Source organism: Rhizobium mulingense (assembly GCF_029194105.1).
Classification (GTDB): domain Bacteria; phylum Pseudomonadota; class Alphaproteobacteria; order Rhizobiales; family Rhizobiaceae; genus Rhizobium; species Rhizobium mulingense.
The window spans coordinates 351,792-371,148 of the sequence record NZ_JARFVE010000003.1; the positions used below are offsets into that span (position 1 = coordinate 351,792).

Genomic DNA, 19,357 nt, shown 5'->3' on the forward strand with positions numbered 1-19,357 from the left:
CCGCGTTGGTGCTGCAACGCCAATTCCCATTTACGGCAATCGACTTGGCAAGGTTTCAGTGATAGCACGCGCTCACGATTTTCATCACGGATACGGATTTAGATGAGCCGCCTCGACAGCTTCATTCGCCGGTTGACGGCCCAACGCGATATTTTGAACGCGATCACCGATCTGGTCGCCGAAATCGAGGGGCCGGTGCTGGAATTCGGCCTCGGCAACGGCCGCACCTATGACCATCTGCGCGAGCATTTCCCCGGCCGCCGCATCATCGCCTTCGATTGGGAGGTCCGCTCCTATTCGGCCTCGACGCCGGAGCCGCAAGACATGGTGACCGGCAATATCCGCGACTCCGGCCAGGCCTTCCTCGGCATCGGCGCGGCGCTCGCCCATGCCGATATCGGCACCGGCCACGACGAGATCGACGCCGTGACGCTGACCTGGCTGCCGCAGCTGATCGCCGGCGTGCTCGCTCATAACGGCATCGCCGTCAGCGGCCTGCCGCTTGAGCATCCGGAGTTGGTGGCGCTGCCGCTGCCGGAGGGGATCAAGGAAGGGCGGTATTTTCTGTATCGGCGGACGTAAGCGATGTTGAGCAGCGGCTGGAGTCCCTTAGCCTGAACACCACTGTTTGACCGAAAACTGTTAACGCCGCCAGGAAAGGCAGTTATCTCCTCTTTTGTGGGAGTTAAGCCCTCACGAGGAGCAGGAATAAGCCGCAGCCCCGCGCGCTTCCAATTTGGCCTCGAACTCGTCCGCGATCTCCTTGAGCCTCACGTTGCCCAGCCGCCTCAGCAACAGCGCCTCGGCTTCCTGCATCGCATCTGCGAGCGCGCCGTTCACCGCCTGCTCGACCAGACATTGCGGCTGATCGTCGGCAGGGCCGATGGCGAAGAGATGAGGCTCGCCAAGGGCATTGTAGACGTCGAGCAGGGTGATCTCGGCCAGCGGCCGCAGCAAGGTCCAGCCGCCGCCATGGCCCTTTTCGGAGCTGACATAGCCCTGTTCGCGCAGGCCGGCCATCGTGCGACGGACGACGACGGGATTGGTGTTCAGCATCTTTGCGATCATCTCGGAGGTCGCCGCATGTTGATGCCGATCCAGGTGGATCAGCACGTGCAGCATGCGGGAAAGGCGGCTGTCGTTGCGCATGGTTCTATCCTGTCGATCGAGCGCGCCATTATCGCAGCCAGTTTGTAACAAGACAAGTGACATGAGTCTTGACGGCCTCGTTTCATGTAACTTATCAAGATTCATGAATCGATATTGAAGGAGTCACCGCATGTCCTACGAAGTCATCGTCATCGGCGGCAATTTTGCCGGCCTGTCGGCAGCCATGCAGCTCACCCGGGCGCGGCGGCGGGTTATGCTCGTCGATGCGGGCGCGCCGCGAAACCGGTTTTCGCTGGTCTCGCACGGTTTCCTCGGCCAGGACGGTCAGGCGCCGGCGGCGATCATGGGTGAGGGGAAGAGGCAGCTTTCGCTTTATCCGAACATAACGCTACGCGACGGCAAGGTCGCCCACGCGCAACAGGAGGGTGACGAATTCGTCGTCACCATCGAAGGCGGCGGCGAAGAAGGCGCTGCCCGCCTCATTCTCGCAACCGGCGTCAGCGACACGCTGCCCGACATCCCTGGCCTTGGCGACAGCTGGGGCCGCTCGGTGCTGCACTGCCCCTATTGCCACGGCTATGAGGTCAGCGGCGCGAGCTCGGCGTGCTAGCAAACCATCCGCATTCGGCCCATTCCGCCATGATGATCCCGGACTGGGGCACGACCCCCTTCTTCACCCAGGCACTGTTCGAGCCCGATGAAGTGCAGCTCGCACGGCTGACGGCCCGTGGGGTACGCATCGAACGCAGCCCGATCGTGGAGCTGTTGGGCGACAGCTCGAAACTCCAGGCGGTCCGCCTCGCCGATGGCCGTACCGTGCCGCTCGACGCCATATTCGTTGCGCCGAAGACAGCGATGGCGAGCCCCATTGCCGAACAGCTCGGCTGCGCCTTCGACGACGGTGCCTTCGGGCCTGTCATCCGCACCGGCGAAAACAAGGAGACCAGCGTCAAAGGCGTCTTCGCCGCCGGCGATGCCGCGAGCTCCATGCACAGCGGCACGCTCGCCTCCGCCTCGGGTGTGCTCGCTGGCGTGCATTGCCATCAGTCGCTGGTGATGGCTCCCGCCAGATAGGTGCTTGGCGGCGCACCCTGATCTACGAAGTGAGTCCTTGCTACCAAGTCTGGTGATCTGGCGCCAAGTTATCTTGCGGCAGATAGCGCACTCATCTGGATGGCGGGCACGGCGAGAAAAGTCTCAGCTGACGACGAGCGTTGTTTAATCGCCCTCCGGCTCAGCCGACTTATTGCAATTTCTGCGTTTGAATTGTAGCTGTTTTTCGTTCGAAATTACTATCACGCAAGACGAGACAAGACTGTGGGTCATCCCGCCAGTAAGCAGAAATGGGGGCATTTTAAATGGGGTTTACTGAAGCTGTTCGGACTGTTTTGACGCAGAAATATGCAACATTTTCCGGTAGGGCATCCCGCTCGGAATATTGGTGGTTTTTTCTGTTCTACATGTTGTTGGCTATCGCAATTGCAGTTTTAGCCTTCGTGGTCGGCTCCTTTTCCAGGCAACAGGGGGAAGTTGTCATCCTTGTTATGGTCATGGGCGGATTGTTGGCACTTGCCCTCGTTTTGCCAATCCTATCCCTTCAGGTTCGCCGATTTCATGATCGCAACATTTCCGGTTGGTGGTATCTCGCGCTGATCATCCTGGGGATGGTTCCCTATATCGGTCCCGTTACAAGCCTCTCGATCACCATTATTTCTGTGCTGAGGGGCACGGAAGGTCCAAACAAGTTCGGGCCGGATCCGCTGCGTCCCGAAGCAAGAGCAGAGGTCTTTGCCTAGAGCATGATCGTCCGCAATCTCGGCCTGCTGGCGGCTCTGTTCCTGGCCGCCTCGGCTTCATTTCCGCCCGTCTGGGCGCAGGACAGCGGCAGCCAGCCCGCCGATAATCATCAGCCCGTCAGCGCCGTCGGCACGGAATATGCCTCGCAATGCCGGTTGAATGGCCTGCGCTGCACGCTCGTCTACGGCGATGCGTCCGATCAGGCCAAAGCGGCGTCGGGTACGACGTCGTCTCACGACAAGCCGCCGTTGCAACGCGCGCCGCCATCTTTCCAGCGGGGGCCTGTCATTAGCGGCGGCCCTCTGGCCATTGCCGTCGTGTTCGTCGGCTTGGCAGCGGCAATCGGCCTGTGGATGCGTTTCGGAAACGGCGGAGTCCTGCTGTCGTCTGCACCGCGCGACATCAAGCGGCGTCAGGAGGCGCCGCAAAACTGGCGCACCGGAGCCGGCGAGGTTGAGGAAAAGCCGAGCGATTTCCTGCAGCGGATTGCGGCCATGGCGGATCGAAGGCAGGCGCTTGTCCTGCTGCTCAGGCATTGTCTGCTCCACGCCGCCGACATTACGGGCACACGGCTTTCCCGCGCCGACACGGAACGTGCCGTCTTCGCGCGCTTGCCGAAAACCATGCCCGACCGCGAGCGGCTTGCCAGCTTCCTGACGGCGGTGGAACTCGTTCATTACGGTGGCCGCACCGTTGCGGAGAACCATTTCGGCGTTCTTCTTGCGACCGGGCGCGATCTGCTTGCAGCGGGCAGAGTGGCCCATGCGTAAATCCGCCCCCGCTTTAATCCTGGGGCTGGTGCTTGCGCTGGCTGCACTGGCAGTCTTTGCGGTGTCGCGGGGCAGCGATTACGACCGTTCTCCTCTTGGCAACAAGGGGCTGGAATTGTGGCTGCAGACCAAGGGTATCCCGGTCGTCCGTTCCGACCCTCATCTTGTCCAGGCGCGTTCCAAAATCTCGCTGCGCATCATTCCCCTGTCGATACGCCAAGGCGAGGCTGTCACACCTCGATCAGACGATGAAACGGAAGGTCTGGACCCGGAAAACCCTGTTGTGGAGGCAGACCAATACGCCCTGCCGACGCTGATCGTTTTGCCGAAATGGCGCGGCAGCGTGTCGACCGATGGTGTTGCCAGCGCAGCGGGACTGGTTGATCTCGCCGACATCCGCGGCGAACTGGACAGGATCGGTTATTCAGATTTGGGTCTCAATCGCAGCGGGAAGGGATTTGAAGAGGCACACCCGCGCTTGAAGCAAGACCAGCCAATCAGCATCGCCTTGTATCGCGCACAAACCTTCGATCTGGCGCGCCTGCCGTCCTCCTGCAGGGAGCTTGCGGGCACGCTGACCGGTGCGCTGCTCATCCATTGCGAGAACTATCATCACGCCTATCTGCTGTCGGATCCCGACCTATTGAACAACCATGGACTGGCCTTGGCCGATAACGCCGCCTTTGCCGTCTCATTGGTCCAGTCTCTCCGCGGCGCCGCCGAGACGCGGCCGATCTATCTGGATACATCGGGCGAACCTCTCGATAGCGAGACAGCGGTCGACGAAGGGCAATCCTATGAGCGCTCCACCACCGATCTGAAGCGCTTTTTCGCCTATCCCTTATCGGCCATCTGGGGAACTGTGCTGCTTGTGGCGGCGATCTGCTTCTGGCGAGGCGCCTATCGCTTCGGGCCGCCTTTGCGTGAGGTCTCCGGAAATATCGAATTGTCGAAGACCGCCGCGATCGAAGCCACGGCGCGGCTCTTGCGGCTTTCCGGCAATGACGGCCGGATGACGGGACAGTTCGTGCTGCATCTGCTCGCCGATAAGGCGCAGTTGCTCTTCGGCTCCGGCGCCGGAAATCAGGCAGGCATCGCGCGATTGTTCCAGCGCCTGGCGCATCAAGACAAGGCAGCCGCGCAGGCCTTGCACGCCGCAGCCGAGGGGCTGATAGAACGCGGACATATCATGACGCGCTCGGATCTGCATCGCAATCTCGAGACATTCAGAAAATTGCTAGGGAGCTTTGAGTTTGGATCTAGTTGAGTTTCGCGATCTTATCGCAATGGTTCGTGGTGAAATCGGCAAGGTGGTGCAAGGACAGGACGCCATTATCGATCTCGTTCTGATTTCGATTTTTGCCGGCGGGCACTGCCTTGTCGAAGGGCCTCCCGGCACGGCCAAAACCTTGCTGGCCCGGTCGGTTTCCGCGGCCATGGCGCTGGATTATCGCCGCATCCAGTTCACGCCCGACCTGATGCCGGGCGATGTGCTCGGCGTTAACCTCTTCAACTTCCAGACTAATCAATTCCACCTGACCAAGGGGCCCGTCTTTACCGACATCCTTCTGGCCGACGAGATCAATCGCGCTCCGCCGAAGACGCAGTCTGCCCTGCTGCAGGCGATGAACGAGCGGATGGTGACGATCGATGGGACCGATTATTTGCTGGGGTCGGATTTCTTCGTGCTTGCCACGCAGAATCCGATCGAGCAGCAGGGCACGTATCCCTTGCCCGAAGCACAGCTCGACCGCTTCCTGTTCAAGCTCGTCGTCGATTTCCCCGACCGCGACACCGAAATCGCCATCCTCTCCAAACACGCCAAGCAGGCGCTGAAATCGGATATGCGCAATGCCGGCATCCGTCCGCTTGTCACCAGCGCGGCGCTTGCCGAGGGGCGGGCGCTGATCGACGCCATCCATCTGGATGTGACGACCCTGACCTATGTCGTCGACCTGGTGCGTGCCACCCGCTCCGATCCCGATATTCTTTACGGCGCATCCACGCGCGCTGCCGACGCCCTTGCCTCGGCGGTCAGAGTGCGGGCCGCCTTCGAAGGCCGGGATTACGGCTTGCCGGACGATATTCAGGCGTTGCTGGTGCCCGCGCTTCGCCATCGCATCGTCCTTTCGCCTTCGGCCGAAATCGATGGCCGCACCCCCGACGAGGTGCTGCGCAGCATCATGAACCGCGTGGATGCGCCTCGTTAATGCGCCCATCCCGTTACCTGATCGCGCTCGTTCTGATTTTGGCCGCGGTGACGGTCTTCGTCAGCGTATGGTGGCGCGATATGGGTTATCCGCTGCTGATGCTGTGGGTCGCGCTTGCGGCATTGACGGCAGCCGATCTGGCGATTTCCGCCTCATCAGGCCGGATGACGGTAGAATTCGATCTGCCGCCGCATGGTTTTGTCGGTCACACCGCCGTATTTGCGGTGGCGATCCGGCCGCAGAAGGACGCGGTGCCCGAGAATGTCGAGATTCGGATCGATTGTGCTCCCGAGCTTGCCATCGGCGAAGGCAGATTGGCGCGTGCTGCGTCCGTCGCCGGAGAAAGCTATTTCAGGGCCGCCGTGAATCTTCGTCTGACGCGACGGGGGCGGTATGCGATCCATGCGTTGTGGCTGAAATGGCCATCGCGGCTGAGGCTGCTCGACATTATCGCGCAGACGCCGGTGGAAAAGGAGATCGCCGTCCTGCCTGACATATCGCCGGTCCTGTCAGGAGCGATAAGGACTCAGATCCTGCCGCTGGAAGCCGGCCAGAAGGATTTGCGGCTGCGCGGCGAAGGATCGGAATTCCATCAGCTGCGCGAGTTTGCCAGCGGCATGGACCCCCGCAGCATCGACTGGAAGCGGTCCGCCCGGATGCGCAATCTCGTCGTGCGCGAGATGCGGGCCGAACGAAACCATCAGATCATCTTGTGCATCGATTCCGGACGGCTGATGGCCGAACAGCTTGGCGGTTTCACCAAGCTCGATCGCGCCATCAATGCCGCCTTGGCGATGTGCTGGGGGGCGGGGCTTGCCGGCGATCTCGTGGGCTTCTACAGCTTTGATAGCCGTCCGCGCCTGTTCGTGCCCGCCTTGCCCGGGAGAGCGGCCTTTCCGCGGCTTCAGACGATGTGCGCCGAGCTGCGCTATGAAACCCAGGAGAGCAACCACACGCTCGGACTGACGCATTTGTCGGGACGCCTGAAGCGACGTTCGTTGATTGTGATATTTTCCGATTTCGTCGACAGCATCACGGCGGAGCTGATGATCGAGAACATCCAGGTCCTCGCCCGGCATCATTTCATCGTCTATGTCGCCTTGCGCGATCCGATGCTGGCAAAGCTGACGGAACCGGAGGAAATGAGCTTGGGCGCGGTCGCCCGCTCCGTGGCAGCGCGTCAGATCGTTCAGGAGAGGCGCACTGTCATGGAAAAGCTGGCGCGTCTCGGCGTACTCTGCCTCGACAGCACGCCGGAGGCGCTAACCTCGGATCTCATTGCGCGCTACATCGAAATCAAATCCCGCGAGATGATATGATGGATCTTGGTATCGACGGCAGGACAGAGACGGGCGCGTCAGTAGACGTCGGCGCCATCCAGACCGATTTGCTGCGCTCGGCGCGCTTTCGCATGGAGCGCGAGGCGCACTGGCGTCAGCTGGACGAGCTTGTGACGCGGGCGGAGAAGGGCGGCGCAGCGACGCTCGGCTATGACGATGTCCGCAACCTCGCCGCCGGATACAGGCAGGCGATGAACTCGCTGAGCGTCGCGCGTGACATTTCCCTCGATCGCGCCCTCATCGCCTATCTGGAGAGCCTCTGCGCCCGGGCCTATTTGGTCGTCTATGCGCCGCAGGAAAGTCTCGGGGGGCTGATCACCCGCCTGCTGGTCCAGGGCATTCCACAGGCGGTGCGCCGATCGGCATTGCCCCTGTTCATCGGTTTCCTGGCTCTCATTCTCGGGGCGGCCGCCGGATACAGGCTCTTCACCCACGATCCGAGCTGGTTCTATACCTTCGTGCCGCCCGACATGGCCGATCAGCGCACTCCGGCGGCATCGGTCGATTATCTCCGCTCCACGCTTTACGGCGACGAACGGCATGCGAGCGACAGGCTCGCGGCATTTTCCGCATTTCTCTTTTCCCACAACACCACCATCGTCGTCTTCATCTTTGCGCTCGGCGTTTTCATGTCGGTGCCGAGCTTCATCCTCACCTTTTACAATGGCCTCATGCTGGGCGCGTTTTTTGCGATGTTTTCTCGCAAGGGGCTGGGTTACGACATCTTCGCCTGGCTTTCGATTCACGGCGTGACCGAGCTTGCAGCAATCGCCATTGCCTGTGCGGGCGGAGCAAGGCTCGGTCTTGCCGTTCTCGTTCCGGGTATGCGCACGCGCAGGGAAGCCTTGCGCCACCAGGCGCATGATGCCGTCAAACTCGCGATCCTCGCGGCTTTGATGCTTATCGTGGCAGCCTTCATCGAAGGGGTTCTTCGCCAGACGATCCAGGATCCGATATGGCGCCTCAGCATCGGCTGGGGGTTGGGTGTCTGCTGGGTGATCTGGCTGCTGTTCAGCGGTCGCGAAGGCGAAGTTTCGCGGGGGGCCAGGCGATGATTCAGTCAGTGGCCAACGGCAGACGCGTGGAACAGTTCATCCCACCGGAAGGCGTGCCGATCAATTTCGCGATCGCCTCGCTCGGCACTCGCTTCGGCGCACAATTCCTCGATATCCTCTTTACGGCGCTCATCATCTTCATCTGCACGGCCGTTGTCATTTTCACGGGGCTTCTGCCGGTGAGCGCCGATCTGATGCTCGGCGCCTTGCTCGGCTTTCTCTTGCGGACCCCTTATTACATCCTCTCCGAGCTCATCTGGAACGGCCGGACGCTCGGAAAAAGAATTACCGGCATCCGCGTCGTCAACATGGACGGACGGCGGCTCACCCCGCATCAGGTGACCGCACGCAACCTCATGAAGGAGATCGAGATTTTCGGTCCCATGGGCCTCTTGGCGGGCATGGAAACTCGCGGGGCTTGGGAGAACGGCCTGGCGGGCCTTTGGCTGCTGGTGGTGGTGGTCGTTCCGCTGGCCAACCGACGCCGGCAACGGCTCGGCGATATCATTGCCGGGACGCTGGTCGTGGACACGCCACGTTCGGTGCTGCTCGCCGACCTCGCTTTGTCCGCACCCGCCGCCGCAGCATCGCAGCCAGCCTTCGATTTCCAGCCGCAACATCTCGATATCTACGGCAAATACGAGCTGCAGACGCTGGAGGACGTGCTTCGCGATTCGATGAAGGCATCAGACCACAAAGAGATCGCACAGATCGTGCGAACCATTACCAGACGAATCCGGTATGAAGACACCGTGAAGCCCGGCCAGGAGCTGCTTTTCCTCAATGACTTCTACCGCGCGCAGCGCGAGCATCTGGAGAGCCTGAAGCTCTTTGGGACGCTGCGTGAGAACAAGTATCATGAGCATACGCGGACGGAGTCGAAGAGGCTTGTGTGAGGCGACGAATTGACTTCGGAAATTCGCCAATTAGTATAGTGCTGATGGATGATGTACTTCAATGATAGTGTAATAAAGCTACGTATTTTAGGCCTTTTTGCGCTTGTTCTTGCTGCTGCCGGGCACGCTCAAGCCGAGGATCGCACGGCCGCAGCCATGTTCTTTCGTGATGTGACGAAATCGACATGCGGTTTCAAGATGACGCCAGAAACAAGCCAACCCATATATTTAACGGCACCCCATCCAGCAGGAGTCGATGGCCGAAGCCGCATTCTCCCTCTTCTCCCTCGGGTAGAAGGTGCCCGTAGGGCGGATGAGGCCCCCACGGGTGCAAACGACGATCAGGCCTGCGGCAAAAACAGCACATTGTACTGATCGAACTCATCCGGCAGATCCCGCACCTTCATCTCCACCTCGCGGTCCTCGAACAGCACGAGACAATACTCGTAAAATCCTGACAGCATCGCGATGAAGGCCTTCGTTCCCTCCGGGCCGTAGAACAGCGGCGTGAATTCCATATAAAGCGGCACTCGGCGTGAAAGCAGTGGCAGCATCGACCGGCAGGCGACCGGCTCGTAGCCTTCGATATCCATCCACACAAGGCCGATTGCGGCCGGGTCGATCGTGAGGTCGGCGAGGATGTCGGAAACCGGCTTCACCGGCACGCTGATCTTCCGGTCGGTCGGGCTCTGGCGGATGGCGCTGCTCTTGCCGTGATTATTGACGTTGAGGAAAAAGTCGATCTCGCCCGCGTGTTCGCCAGCGGCGCAATTGACGAGGCGGACCTTCTCCTCCAGCCGGTTCTGGCGGATGTTCAGCTCAAGTAGCGGGAAATTGCGCGGGTCGGGTTCGATACTGACGATGCAGGCGTAGGTGCCGCTCAGGGCGAAATAGACGGTCTGAGTGCCGATATTGCCGCCGATCTCGAGCAGCGTCGCATCCTTCCTGAGCAGGCCGCGCTCGCGCAATATGACGATCAGCCGGTCGACGGCGTCGCGCTCGAAATGACTCTTCCGGAAGACCTTGCGGCCGATATAGTCAGCCGGCGAAAAGGTCATCAGATGATCGCCGGCATCGACTGTCATCGAGACGACGCGCGGGCCGATATTTTCGATCAGCAGCCGGCGGCCGAAGCGGGTGTCGAAGAGGCGCGAGGCGGCGGCATTGCGCGCCTTGCGCAGGCGGCGGCTCCAATATTTGGCGGTGAGCCAGGGCTTGCCAGGCATCAGTCTTTTCCTTCGAGCGGTTCTGCGGCTTTCTCTCTCGGAATGACATAGACTTTCAAGGGTAGCGCCCGCCCGCGCACGCTGATTTCACGGCTTTCGATGCCGGAAAGGTCGGCGCCGGAACGGGCCGCCACTGGTTCGGAGATGACGATCGCCGCTTCGAATTCCTTGGCGGCACTTTCCAGCCGGCTTGCGACGTTCACGGTATCGCCGATCGCCGTCATGCTGCGCACCCGGCCGTAGCCCATCGTTCCGACGACGGCCGGGCCGGTGTGGATGCCGATCGCGATGCGCAGCGGCAGCGCCAGCTCGTCGGCGAGTTCGGCGGCGAGTTTCTCGATTTCCGTGACGATCGCCGCAGCCGCCTTGAGCGCCTGGTGGCAGGCCTCCTCCGGCGCTGTGTTGAGGCCGAAGAGCGCCATGGCGCCGTCGCCGATGAACTTGTCGAGCCGCCCGCCCGCCTGCTCCACCGCCTTGCCGATGATGGCGAAATAGCGGTTCAGCAGGAAGACGACGTCGAAGGGCAGGCGCGTTTCCGTCAGCGTGGTGAAATGGCGGATATCGACGAACAGCACCGCGATCTCGCGCTCGCGGCCTGGGCTCGTCTCCTGGCTGTTTGCGGGCAGGGCGGTTTCGACCGCCGGCACCAGAAGCGGTGCGACCGCAACGTCGCGGTCCGGGCGCAGCTGGCAGGCAAGGCGAACGTCGGGGCCGGCATTGATGCGCTTGAGCGTCGTCTGCTCCATCTTGTCCGGCGCGGGCAGGCTTTCGTAATCGCCGAGGATCTGCACGCGGCAGGTAGAGCACTGGCCCTTGCCGCCGCAGACGGAATAATGCGGCAGGCCACCGAGCCGGCTTGCTTCCAGCACCGTGAAGCCACGCGGCACCCGGATCACTTCGCCGCCTGGATAATGCACCGCCACCTGATCGAGCCGTTCCTTCAGCCGACGCCGGGCGCGGGCGACGACGACGAGGAGCAGCGAGGCCGAGAAAGCGGCGTAGAGTCCGGCGCGAACCGCGGCGGTCCTGGCGCGGACCTCAGGGTCGTGGAGATAGTGAGCGTTGAGGTTCACCTCGTACGGATTGGTCGCCAGCTGATAGGAGGGATCGGCAAGCGTGCGGCCCATCTGGACGAAGCCGAGAACCGAGAGCACCGGCACGAGGATCGCGAGCGCCAGCAGCAACGGCGCGGCGCTTGTATACCACGGGCGGTAACGCAACCAAAAATGGATCCCGATGCAGCCGTGAAACCAGACGGCGACGACGCCGAGCACCTGGCGGGCACTATTCGCGGGGTTCTTAATCCACAGCTGCTCGACGACCGTCTCGTAGTCGTCGATGTAGCCATAGAGGTCATGGGCGATGCGCGTGCCGATGACATGATCGATCAGAAGCAGCGGGATCAGCAGGCCGAGCACGATCTGCGCAGTTTCGCCCTTCGGGATGACTAGGCTTCGGCGCATGTAGATGGCGCGCAGCACCAGCGTCATGTGGATCACGACTGATGAATAGAACACCGCCGTGCCGACGGGATTGCGCCAGATGGCGAGGAAGAGGTGACGGGCCTTGTCGGCGGCGGCGAGCGAAATCAGTCCGAGCGCATGGTTGGACAAATGCAGCAGGACGAAAATGAAAATGACGAGGCCGGAACCAAGCCTTGCCCGTCTGATCGCGCGTTCCGAAAAAATCCCTGTGGCTGAGGCCGTCGTCATTCATTCCCGTTCTTGTCGATAAATCCGAGGCCCATAGAGATTGGGAAAGAGGCGGAATTGCTTCGACCGCGATCACATTCCATATGTGTATGCGCAACTTTTTAGGAAGGCGGCAATAAGGGAATTTTTTAGGCGCGAGCATGAGGCCGCAAAGCATGCAACTTTCCGCCCGCCATCATGCTCTATCGCTTTGATTCAGCTACGTGTTCTGATAAAACTCTATCACCCGCAAACACCATTTGGAAACAGTGTGTCTATGAGGAATGCAGGGATGCGGGTCGCCTTCTATGCGCCGATGAAATCGCCGAACCATCCGGTGCCCTCGGGCGACCGGCTGATGGCGCGGCTGTTGATCCGCGCATTGGAGCTTGCCGGTCATCAGGTCGAGGTCGTCTCCGAATTCCGCACCCATGCCGCGACGCCGGAGGCAGCCGCGGCGCTCGAACCCGCTATCTCAGCCGAATTGGCGCGGCTGCGGGCGAAATGGCAAGGTCTACCACGGCCGGATCTCTGGTTCTGCTACCACCCCTATTACAAATCGCCCGATCCTTTCGGGCCGGTGATCTCGGCCGCATTCGCCATTCCCTATGTCACCGCGGAGGCCTCCTATGCGGCAAAACGCGACCGGACCGGTTGGGCGGCCCGGCAGAAGCGGGTGGGCGAGGCGATCATGCAGGCGGCCGTCAATATCGGTTTCACCGAACGGGACCGGGCCGGGCTTTCCGCCGCCTTTCCGCAGGCGCGGCTTGCGGCGTTCAAACCCTTCATCGATCCGGCGCTGTTCGAGGTGGTGGCGCCGGCACCCGATCCCAGTCGGCTGATGACGGTCGCGATGATGAGGGCCGGCGACAAGATGGAAAGCTACGCGATGCTCGCAAAAGCATTGCGGCTGCTTGAAAACAGGCCATGGACCCTTGCGATCATCGGCGATGGGCCGATGCGCCGGGAGGTGGAGGCACTGTTTGGCCGCTTTCCCGGCCGCATCGAATGGCTGGGCGAGCAAGGTGAGCCTGAGATCGCCGGCCTGCTCGCGCGCGGCGGCATCTATGTCTGGCCCGGCTGCGGCGAGGCCTATGGCCTTGCCTATCTGGAGGCTCAGGCAGCCGGCCTGCCCGTCGTGGCGCAGCAAACGGCGGGTGTGCCCGCCGTGGTCGAGGCCGGCGTCACCGGCCTGCTGACGCCGGAGGGCGATGTCGTCGCCTATGCCGGGGCCATCGCGGCCCTCCTCGGCGACCAGCAGAAGCGAGACGCGATGGGGCAGGCGGCGCGGCGTTTCGTGCTCGAGGAGCGCTCGCTCGCGACGGCTGCCCGCGCCCTGGATGAGATTTTGCGCAACAGCGCACGAACAGGAGTGAGGTGATGAGCGAAGGGATGAGCTGGGAACCGCTGCGCCGCGAGCTCGACCGCTGGCGAGCCGCCGACCGCGTGGCGCGGCTCTGGCTGCGCGACGACGATGCCGTCGAGCCGACGCCTGATCTGGAGCGGCTGTTAGCGCTGGCCGGCGAGAACGGGATTCCGCTGACCCTTGCCGTTATTCCTGCCCTGACCGGCGAGGCGTTGGCGGCGCGGCTGGCGGCGGAAGAAGGCGTCGCCGTTGCCGTGCATGGCTGGTCGCACACCAACCATGCCGGGCCGGAACGCAAGAAACAGGAACTCGGCGGCGAACGGCCGGCCGAGGTGGTGCTGGGTGAGCTGCGTGCAGGATGGCAGCTCCTGAAGCGGCTGCACCCCGCCCGTTTCCTGCCGGCGCTGGTGCCGCCGTGGAACCGGATCGACGCCGCGCTCATCCCGGCGTTGCCCCAACTCGCCTTTGCGGCTCTTTCAGTTTACGGGCGGGCAAGAGAGGGCGGGCCGATCCCGCTTCTCAACACCCATGTCGACATTATCGACTGGCACGGCACGCGAGGCGGCCGCAGCAAGGAGGAGCTGGTGGCCGAATTGGTCGCCGAACTCCACGACCGGTTTGCCGGCAATGATGAGCCGATCGGCGTGCTCACCCATCATCTGGTGCACGATGATGCAGCCTGGGATTTCCTGGCGGACTTGTTTGCGGTGACGGCCGATCACCCTGCCGTCTCTTGGTCGTCGGCGGCCACACTCCTCAAACTTTAAGCTTGGCGATTATACGGCATGAACGCGCCCGAGGAAGTCCCGCATCAGTGCTGCGACCTCGTCCAGATGCGTCTCGAGCAGCCAGTGCCCGCCGTCGAGAAGATGCAGTTCGGCATCCGGCAGATCACGGAGATAGGCCCGCGCCGATTGTTCCGGCATATAGTGGTCGTTCGGCCCCCAGACGATCAGGGTCGGCGGCCGGTATTGCCTGAGATATTTCCGGTGCTCGGGAAACCAGGCGCGGTTCTCCCTCAATCCGGCGATCAGGTCGATGGCGATTTCCTTGCGCTGCGGCGTGATCATTGACCAGTGCAGCCTCCAGAGATCCGGCGGGATCGTGTCGGCCAGAGGCGGCGGCAGGTCGTTGAGGAATTCCTCCCGGAACGTCTCCTCGCTGATTGCTTGCGCCAGCGCCTTCCTCATCTCCGCGCGCGGGAGCGCCCACGTCACTTCGATATCGGCATATTTCGGCCCGAGCGCATCCTCATAGGGAATATCGCCATTCTGGATGATCGGCGCCACGATGCGGCTGGGGTGTCTGATCGCCAGCCGCGCTCCGATCGGCGAGCCGAAATCGTGGAGGTAGAGGGCGAAGCGGTCGACATCGAGCACGCCGATAAAAGCCTCCAGCCAAGCGGCATAGCCATCGAAGCTGTAGTCGAAATCGTCGGGCGTGCCGCTGTAGCCCGCGCCGGGGAAATCCGGGGCGATCAAGCGCCAGTGGTCGGCAAGGCGCGGCATGAGATTGCGAAATTCGTAAGACGAGCAGGGATAGCCGTGCGGCAGCAGCAGGACCGGCGCCTCCTTCGGACCCGCCTCACGGTAAAAAATCTCGATACCTGCAACGGTGGTGATGTGATGTCGGACGAGCGTGGCGAGATTCACGTTCGGTCCTCCTGATACTGCTCGGCGCCCTCCACGGGCCGCAGCCATGCCTCGCGGCGTTTGATCCAGAGTTCGTAGCGCGGCGTGAGCGGCGTCGGCGCCTCCTTGAGGATGCCGAGCTTGATCTCCGCCTCCTGTTCATCGGCGGAAAACAGACGCGAACCGCAGCCGGTGCAGAAGCGTCGGCCATGGAATTCACCTGTTTCGCCGGAATGTTCAAATTGGCCGGCGGGCCAGACGCCGTAAAAGGTAAAGGCCGAACCGCTTTCCTTTCGGCAGTCGGTGCAGTGACAAATGCCGACGCGCAGTGGTTCGCCACGAACAGAAAGTTTCACCTGCCCGCAAAGGCATTGTCCGGTAAGCACGGTCATGGCTGATACCCCGTTTCATCGATCTTGCGCTGCCGAGGAAACGGTCGGACCCGGCATCTGTTCCGTCAGCAAGGCGCGAACGGCCGGCGTCTTGCGCGGCGCGGAGGCCGGTGTTCTAGATCACCACGGTCTGATTGTCGCGAGCGGCGAAGGCGCCGGGAAAAGCCGCCTCAGCCTGCGCTTCCATATCGGCCAGCTGTTCGTCCGTGCGGGAAGGGGCGTGGTGGAACAGGGCGAAGCGCTTGGCGCCTGCCATTTTGGCCAGCTCGGTGCCGTGCTCCCAGGTCGAATGGCCGAAGCCCTTGAAGCGCTGCATCTCGTCTTCATTGTAGGTGCAATCGTAGACGACGAGGTCGGCCCCCTGCATCATCTCCAGTGAGACCGGATCATAGCTGCCGGGGATATGCTCGATATCGTAGATGAGAGCGATCGAACGGCCCTGCCATTCGATGCGGTAGCCGATGGCGCCGCCCGGATGGTTCAGCGTGAAAGTCTTGATCTCGATGCCCTCATGCGGGGTCAGAACCTGACCGGCGTGGAAATCGCGGAAATTCATCGTCGCCTGGCAGATGTCGGTCTTCACCGGGAACCAGGGCGGGCTGATGAACTGCTCGACCATTTCCCGCGTGCTCATCTTGCCGTCGAGATGACCGGACCAGATGTTGACGTTGATCGAGGGATAGTAGATCGCCTTGAAGAAGGGTAGGCCGATGATGTGGTCGTAGTGGCAGTGGCTGAAGAACAGATCGACGTCGCTGACGCCGTCGGCAAGCAGCGACAGTCCTGCCTCGCGCAGGCCGGAACCTGCGTCGAAAAGCAGCCGATGTTTTCCGCAGCGAATCTCGATGCAGGAAGTGTTACCGCCGTAGCGATCGAACTCGGGGCCTGATACGGGAATACTGCCGCGGACGCCCCAAAATTTTATCTGAAACAGTTCTGTCGTCATCGTTTTTCAAACCGGCCTTCCCGCATCGCCATCGTAATCATAGTTTATCCCGATGCGAAGCAGCAGAATTCCACGGGTTTGCCTGCGCCCCCTTTCATTCTCCTAACCGCTAGCGGAAGAAGAAGTATATTCTCCTAAGCAATCGGCTTTCGCTTCGGAAAGCAACCCAGTATGGTTGGTTTTCGGTAAATGGGCTGCTCGGGCGGGGCGTTTTCCGCAAGTCATGCCTATTAGATGGTTGCGCACGATTGAAAAAGCAAATCGCTTGCTTGTGGCCATCCCGCCGCATTCCTTTGCTGGCGGGCCGGCCTTCAGCTGCGGCTTCAGCCCGTACCAAGCCGCTTGATATTTCCGGTCAGTTCTCGGGCAAGCCGCAAGCTCGCAGCGGATCCCATCGTCATTTGCGGCAGCAGCAGCCATTCGAGCGTCCAGGCCGCTCCGGAGCGTTCCTGTTCATGGACGAGGGACTGGTGGATGCCGGAGAGCGCCGTGGCGTTGAAGCGGGCAAGCGAGACCAGAACTTCGGCGGCGACGGGATTCTGCTTGTGCGCCATAGCCGAAGAAGTGCCCCCGCCTGCCATTTCGATTTCATCACCAGCCTGCGCGAGCAGCGCGATATCCTGGCCGATCTTGCCGAGGCTGCCGGAGATCGAGGCAAACAGGCCGGATATATCGGCGATTACAAGGCGGGCGCTCTGCCATTGCGCGATGTCGGTGAGGCCTAGTTCCTGGGCGAGCGAGGCACGGATGGCTGCGGCCCGCGACCCGAGCCTGTCGAGGGTGCCGGCCGCGCCCCCGAACTGAACGGGGAAATTTTGCTCGGTCAGGCGGTCGCGATAGATCGTCAGCGGCGCGCGCCAGGCAGCGAGACGGTCGGCGACGGTGATCGGGATCGCCGCCTGCATGCGGGTATGGCCCATCAGCCGATTGCCGCCGAACCGGCGGTCGAGCGCATCGAGTCGGGAGACGATGGCGGAAAGCCGTCCGGCAAACAGAAAGGCGATCGCCTTCAAACGGATCATCAGGCTGGTGTCGATGACATCCTGGCTGGTGGCGCCGAGATGCAGGCTTTTGGCCGCTTCCTCCCCGACCGCGGCGCGCAGCTGCTTGACGAGGTCGGGAACGACTACGCCGTCGCGCGCCGTTGCCGCGCGAAGACTGGCGAGATCGGGGGAAAAGCCGGCGCAGGCTTCCGCGATCTTTCTTGCCGCTTCTTCGGGAATGACGGCGTGATCGGCTTCGGCCCTGGCAAGCGCGGCCTCGAAGGCGGCCATGGCGCGGAGATCGGCTTCGGCGGAAAAATAAGGCGCGATTTCATCGTCGCCGACGAGGCCGGATAGGAAAGGGTGGTCGAAGGGGGATGCGGTCATGATCTGCTCGTTTGTGGCTGCGGCCCCCTCATCCGGCTGCCGCCACCTTCTCCCCAGGGGCAGAAGGGGTGTGAGGCAGCGCCAGCGCCTAGGCATGTCATCTCGTATGGCACATCCCCTCTCCCCCACGGGAGAGGGCAGGGTGAGGGGGCTACTTGCACTGAACCTCATGGATAAGCCATTTGCCAAGCCCTCAAATATCCAAAAACACCGTTTCGTCAGGACCCTGCAAATGGATGTCGAAATGGCAGATGGCGCCGTCGCGGGTGGCGACCATCGTCGCGACGCGTTCGCGATGTTCGATGCGCGATAACAGCGGATCGGCGGCGTTGGCTTCCGTCTCCTCAGGGAAATACATGCGCGTCTGCAGGCCAATATTGATGCCGCGGGCGACGATCCAGACGGTGATGTGCGGGGCTTGTCTGCGGCCGTCCTTGAACGGGACTCGACCGGGCTTGATGGTCTCGAAACTGTACGCGCCGTCCTCGGCGCGGGTCGGGCAGCGGCCCCAGCCGGTGAAATTTGGGTCGGCGGCGCCGCGCATTTCCGAGGGGCTGTTGTAGAGGCCGGCGCTGTCGGCCTGCCAGATCTCGACAACGGCGTCGCGCACCAGGGCGCCGGCGCCGTCGAAGATGCGGCCGGTGACGGTAATGCGTTCGCCGAGCGTCTTGTCGTTGACCATCGCCACGCCGAGATCGCTGTCGTAGACGCCTGTTATGTCACAGAAATTCGGTGTCAGGCCGATATGGACATAGGGGCCGGCCGTTTGCGACGGGGTTTCCTTGAGATAGCCGAGCTGCTGCATGGTCAATTGCCCTCCAGCCTGTTTTCGAACATCGTCGAGCGGCGGCCGCGCAGCACGATATCGAATTTATAGGCGCGTGAATCCATCGGAATGGTGTTTCCCCAGTCCAGCGGCGCGATCAGCTGCTCGATCGCCGCCTTATCCGGGATCGTGCCGACGATCGGACATTTCCAGATCATCGGATCGCCCTCGAAATACATCTGGGTGATCAGCCGCTGGGCAAAGCCGTGGCCGAAGATCGAGAAATGGATATGGGCGGGGCGCCAGTCGTTGACGCCGTTCGGCCAGGGATAGGCGCCGGGCCGCACTGTGCGGAAATGATAGCGGCCTTCCTCGTCGGTGATGGCGCGGCCGCAGCCGCCGAAGTTCGGGTCGATCGCCGCCAGATAGCTTTCCTTCTTGTGGCGATAGCGCCCGCCGGCATTAGCCTGCCAGAACTCGACCAAGGCGCCGGCAACCGGCTTTGCCCGCTCGTCGAGCACGCGCCCATGGACGATAATGCGTTCGCCGATGGCGCTTTCGCCGGGCCGCGCGTAATTCAGGATCAGGTCGTTGTCGAGCTCGCCGATCATCGAATGGCCGAAGACCGGACCTGTGGTTTCGGAGATCGTGCCGTCGAGCGACAGCAGCGCGCGCTGCGGCGCGCGCAGCACCGAGGTCTTGTAGCCGGGCGTCAGCGCCGGCGCGTGCCAGGCGCGGTCGCGGGCGAAGAAGGCGCCGGTCTCCGGCTTGCGATTGACCAATTCGGACAT

General features: G+C 62.1%; 19 protein-coding genes and 1 pseudogene. 11 read left to right on the forward strand and 9 right to left on the reverse strand.

What is annotated here, in order from left to right; translation table 11 throughout:
* Positions 1-102: 102 nt before the first annotated feature.
* Positions 103-582, forward strand: coding sequence for a class I SAM-dependent methyltransferase (locus tag PYR71_RS06535; protein ID WP_183918998.1), 480 nt, complete (start codon positions 103-105; stop codon positions 580-582).
* A 111-nt stretch (positions 583-693) separates the two neighbouring features.
* Here the strand turns inward: PYR71_RS06535 and PYR71_RS06540 are convergent, their stop codons facing one another.
* On the reverse strand, positions 694-1,149 hold the full coding sequence (locus PYR71_RS06540; protein WP_275618693.1) for an Rrf2 family transcriptional regulator: 456 nt from the start codon (positions 1,147-1,149) through the stop codon (positions 694-696).
* Between the two features lie 130 nt (positions 1,150-1,279).
* Between PYR71_RS06540 and PYR71_RS06545 the strand changes: the two are divergent.
* The 8 genes and pseudogenes from PYR71_RS06545 to PYR71_RS06580 all read left to right on the forward strand — a co-directional run bounded on the left by PYR71_RS06545 (position 1,280) and on the right by PYR71_RS06580 (position 9,178).
* Positions 1,280-2,184, forward strand: a pseudogene (locus PYR71_RS06545) (NAD(P)/FAD-dependent oxidoreductase).
* Positions 2,185-2,468: 284 nt separating this feature from the next.
* On the forward strand, positions 2,469-2,906 hold the full coding sequence (locus tag PYR71_RS06550) for a DUF805 domain-containing protein (protein WP_275618694.1): 438 nt from the start codon (positions 2,469-2,471) through the stop codon (positions 2,904-2,906).
* A gap of 3 nt (positions 2,907-2,909) precedes the next feature.
* On the forward strand, positions 2,910-3,677 hold the full coding sequence (locus tag PYR71_RS06555; protein WP_275618695.1) for a hypothetical protein: 768 nt from the start codon (positions 2,910-2,912) through the stop codon (positions 3,675-3,677).
* Positions 3,670-4,944 (forward strand): hypothetical protein, encoded by a 1,275-nt coding sequence (locus PYR71_RS06560; RefSeq protein ID WP_275618696.1) that lies wholly within the window; start codon positions 3,670-3,672, stop codon positions 4,942-4,944. Before PYR71_RS06555 ends, PYR71_RS06560 begins: the two co-directional genes overlap by 8 nt.
* The gene (locus PYR71_RS06565) at positions 4,931-5,887 is read left to right on the forward strand and encodes an AAA family ATPase (protein WP_275618697.1); all 957 of its coding nucleotides are present in this window, start codon (positions 4,931-4,933) and stop codon (positions 5,885-5,887) included. Before PYR71_RS06560 ends, PYR71_RS06565 begins: the two co-directional genes overlap by 14 nt.
* Positions 5,887-7,206, forward strand: coding sequence for a DUF58 domain-containing protein (locus tag PYR71_RS06570; protein ID WP_275618698.1), 1,320 nt, complete (start codon positions 5,887-5,889; stop codon positions 7,204-7,206). The genes PYR71_RS06565 and PYR71_RS06570 overlap by 1 nt, the downstream gene beginning before the upstream one ends.
* A complete protein-coding gene (locus PYR71_RS06575) occupies positions 7,206-8,282 on the forward strand; it encodes a stage II sporulation protein M (RefSeq protein WP_275619055.1) in 1,077 nt (358 codons plus the stop codon). Before PYR71_RS06570 ends, PYR71_RS06575 begins: the two co-directional genes overlap by 1 nt.
* Entirely contained in the window at positions 8,279-9,178 is a 900-nt protein-coding gene (locus PYR71_RS06580) for an RDD family protein (protein ID WP_275619056.1), read from the forward strand. The genes PYR71_RS06575 and PYR71_RS06580 overlap by 4 nt, the downstream gene beginning before the upstream one ends.
* Positions 9,179-9,519: 341 nt before the next feature.
* Here PYR71_RS06580 and PYR71_RS06585 read toward each other — a convergent pair whose 3' ends face one another.
* Complete coding sequence (locus PYR71_RS06585; protein ID WP_275618699.1) at positions 9,520-10,404, reverse strand: FkbM family methyltransferase; 885 nt, start codon at positions 10,402-10,404, stop codon at positions 9,520-9,522.
* Entirely contained in the window at positions 10,404-12,116 is a 1,713-nt protein-coding gene (locus tag PYR71_RS06590) for an adenylate/guanylate cyclase domain-containing protein (protein ID WP_275618700.1), read from the reverse strand. The genes PYR71_RS06585 and PYR71_RS06590 overlap by 1 nt, the downstream gene beginning before the upstream one ends.
* A gap of 271 nt (positions 12,117-12,387) precedes the next feature.
* On the opposite strand from PYR71_RS06590, the gene PYR71_RS06595 reads away from it, so the two are divergent.
* Both PYR71_RS06595 and PYR71_RS06600 read left to right on the forward strand, forming a co-directional pair.
* Positions 12,388-13,476: a glycosyltransferase family 4 protein gene (locus PYR71_RS06595; protein WP_275618701.1), complete on the forward strand. Its 1,089-nt coding sequence runs from the start codon at positions 12,388-12,390 to the stop codon at positions 13,474-13,476.
* Positions 13,476-14,228 (forward strand): polysaccharide deacetylase family protein, encoded by a 753-nt coding sequence (locus tag PYR71_RS06600; RefSeq protein ID WP_275618702.1) that lies wholly within the window; start codon positions 13,476-13,478, stop codon positions 14,226-14,228. Before PYR71_RS06595 ends, PYR71_RS06600 begins: the two co-directional genes overlap by 1 nt.
* A 9-nt stretch (positions 14,229-14,237) precedes the next feature.
* Here the strand turns inward: PYR71_RS06600 and PYR71_RS06605 are convergent, their stop codons facing one another.
* From PYR71_RS06605 to pcaH, 6 genes are all read right to left on the reverse strand, one after another.
* Positions 14,238-15,113 (reverse strand): alpha/beta fold hydrolase, encoded by an 876-nt coding sequence (locus PYR71_RS06605; RefSeq protein WP_275618703.1) that lies wholly within the window; start codon positions 15,111-15,113, stop codon positions 14,238-14,240.
* Entirely contained in the window at positions 15,110-15,484 is a 375-nt protein-coding gene (locus PYR71_RS06610; protein WP_183918990.1) for a GFA family protein, read from the reverse strand. The genes PYR71_RS06605 and PYR71_RS06610 overlap by 4 nt, the downstream gene beginning before the upstream one ends.
* 115 nt (positions 15,485-15,599) lie before the next feature.
* Positions 15,600-16,430 (reverse strand): MBL fold metallo-hydrolase, encoded by an 831-nt coding sequence (locus tag PYR71_RS06615; protein ID WP_275618704.1) that lies wholly within the window; start codon positions 16,428-16,430, stop codon positions 15,600-15,602.
* Between the two features lie 323 nt (positions 16,431-16,753).
* Entirely contained in the window at positions 16,754-17,800 is a 1,047-nt protein-coding gene (locus tag PYR71_RS06620; RefSeq protein WP_275618705.1) for a 3-carboxy-cis,cis-muconate cycloisomerase, read from the reverse strand.
* 193 nt (positions 17,801-17,993) lie between these two features.
* Positions 17,994-18,605, reverse strand: coding sequence for a protocatechuate 3,4-dioxygenase subunit alpha (gene pcaG, locus PYR71_RS06625; protein WP_275619057.1), 612 nt, complete (start codon positions 18,603-18,605; stop codon positions 17,994-17,996).
* Positions 18,606-18,607: 2 nt separating this feature from the next.
* Positions 18,608-19,357: a protocatechuate 3,4-dioxygenase subunit beta gene (gene pcaH / locus PYR71_RS06630; protein ID WP_016736534.1), complete on the reverse strand. Its 750-nt coding sequence runs from the start codon at positions 19,355-19,357 to the stop codon at positions 18,608-18,610.

Bases quoted from the DNA above. Each gene is read 5' to 3' on its own strand.
- pcaG (WP_275619057.1), bottom strand. From the start codon at position 18,605: ATGCAGCAGCTCGGCTATCTCAAGGAAACCCCGTCGCAAACGGCCGGC.
- PYR71_RS06570 (WP_275618698.1), top strand. From the start codon at position 5,887: ATGCGCCCATCCCGTTACCTGATCGCGCTCGTTCTGATTTTGGCCGCG.
- PYR71_RS06535 (WP_183918998.1), top strand. From the start codon at position 103: ATGAGCCGCCTCGACAGCTTCATTCGCCGGTTGACGGCCCAACGCGAT.
- PYR71_RS06595 (WP_275618701.1), top strand. From the start codon at position 12,388: ATGCGGGTCGCCTTCTATGCGCCGATGAAATCGCCGAACCATCCGGTG.
- PYR71_RS06575 (WP_275619055.1), top strand. From the start codon at position 7,206: ATGGATCTTGGTATCGACGGCAGGACAGAGACGGGCGCGTCAGTAGAC.
- PYR71_RS06615 (WP_275618704.1), bottom strand. From the start codon at position 16,430: ATGACGACAGAACTGTTTCAGATAAAATTTTGGGGCGTCCGCGGCAGT.
- PYR71_RS06580 (WP_275619056.1), top strand. From the start codon at position 8,279: ATGATTCAGTCAGTGGCCAACGGCAGACGCGTGGAACAGTTCATCCCA.
- PYR71_RS06610 (WP_183918990.1), bottom strand. From the start codon at position 15,484: ATGACCGTGCTTACCGGACAATGCCTTTGCGGGCAGGTGAAACTTTCT.
- PYR71_RS06590 (WP_275618700.1), bottom strand. From the start codon at position 12,116: ATGACGACGGCCTCAGCCACAGGGATTTTTTCGGAACGCGCGATCAGA.
- PYR71_RS06620 (WP_275618705.1), bottom strand. From the start codon at position 17,800: ATGACCGCATCCCCCTTCGACCACCCTTTCCTATCCGGCCTCGTCGGC.
- PYR71_RS06600 (WP_275618702.1), top strand. From the start codon at position 13,476: ATGAGCGAAGGGATGAGCTGGGAACCGCTGCGCCGCGAGCTCGACCGC.
- PYR71_RS06585 (WP_275618699.1), bottom strand. From the start codon at position 10,404: ATGCCTGGCAAGCCCTGGCTCACCGCCAAATATTGGAGCCGCCGCCTG.
- pcaH (WP_016736534.1), bottom strand. From the start codon at position 19,357: ATGTCCGAATTGGTCAATCGCAAGCCGGAGACCGGCGCCTTCTTCGCC.
- PYR71_RS06555 (WP_275618695.1), top strand. From the start codon at position 2,910: ATGATCGTCCGCAATCTCGGCCTGCTGGCGGCTCTGTTCCTGGCCGCC.
- PYR71_RS06540 (WP_275618693.1), bottom strand. From the start codon at position 1,149: ATGCGCAACGACAGCCGCCTTTCCCGCATGCTGCACGTGCTGATCCAC.
- PYR71_RS06560 (WP_275618696.1), top strand. From the start codon at position 3,670: ATGCGTAAATCCGCCCCCGCTTTAATCCTGGGGCTGGTGCTTGCGCTG.
- PYR71_RS06550 (WP_275618694.1), top strand. From the start codon at position 2,469: ATGGGGTTTACTGAAGCTGTTCGGACTGTTTTGACGCAGAAATATGCA.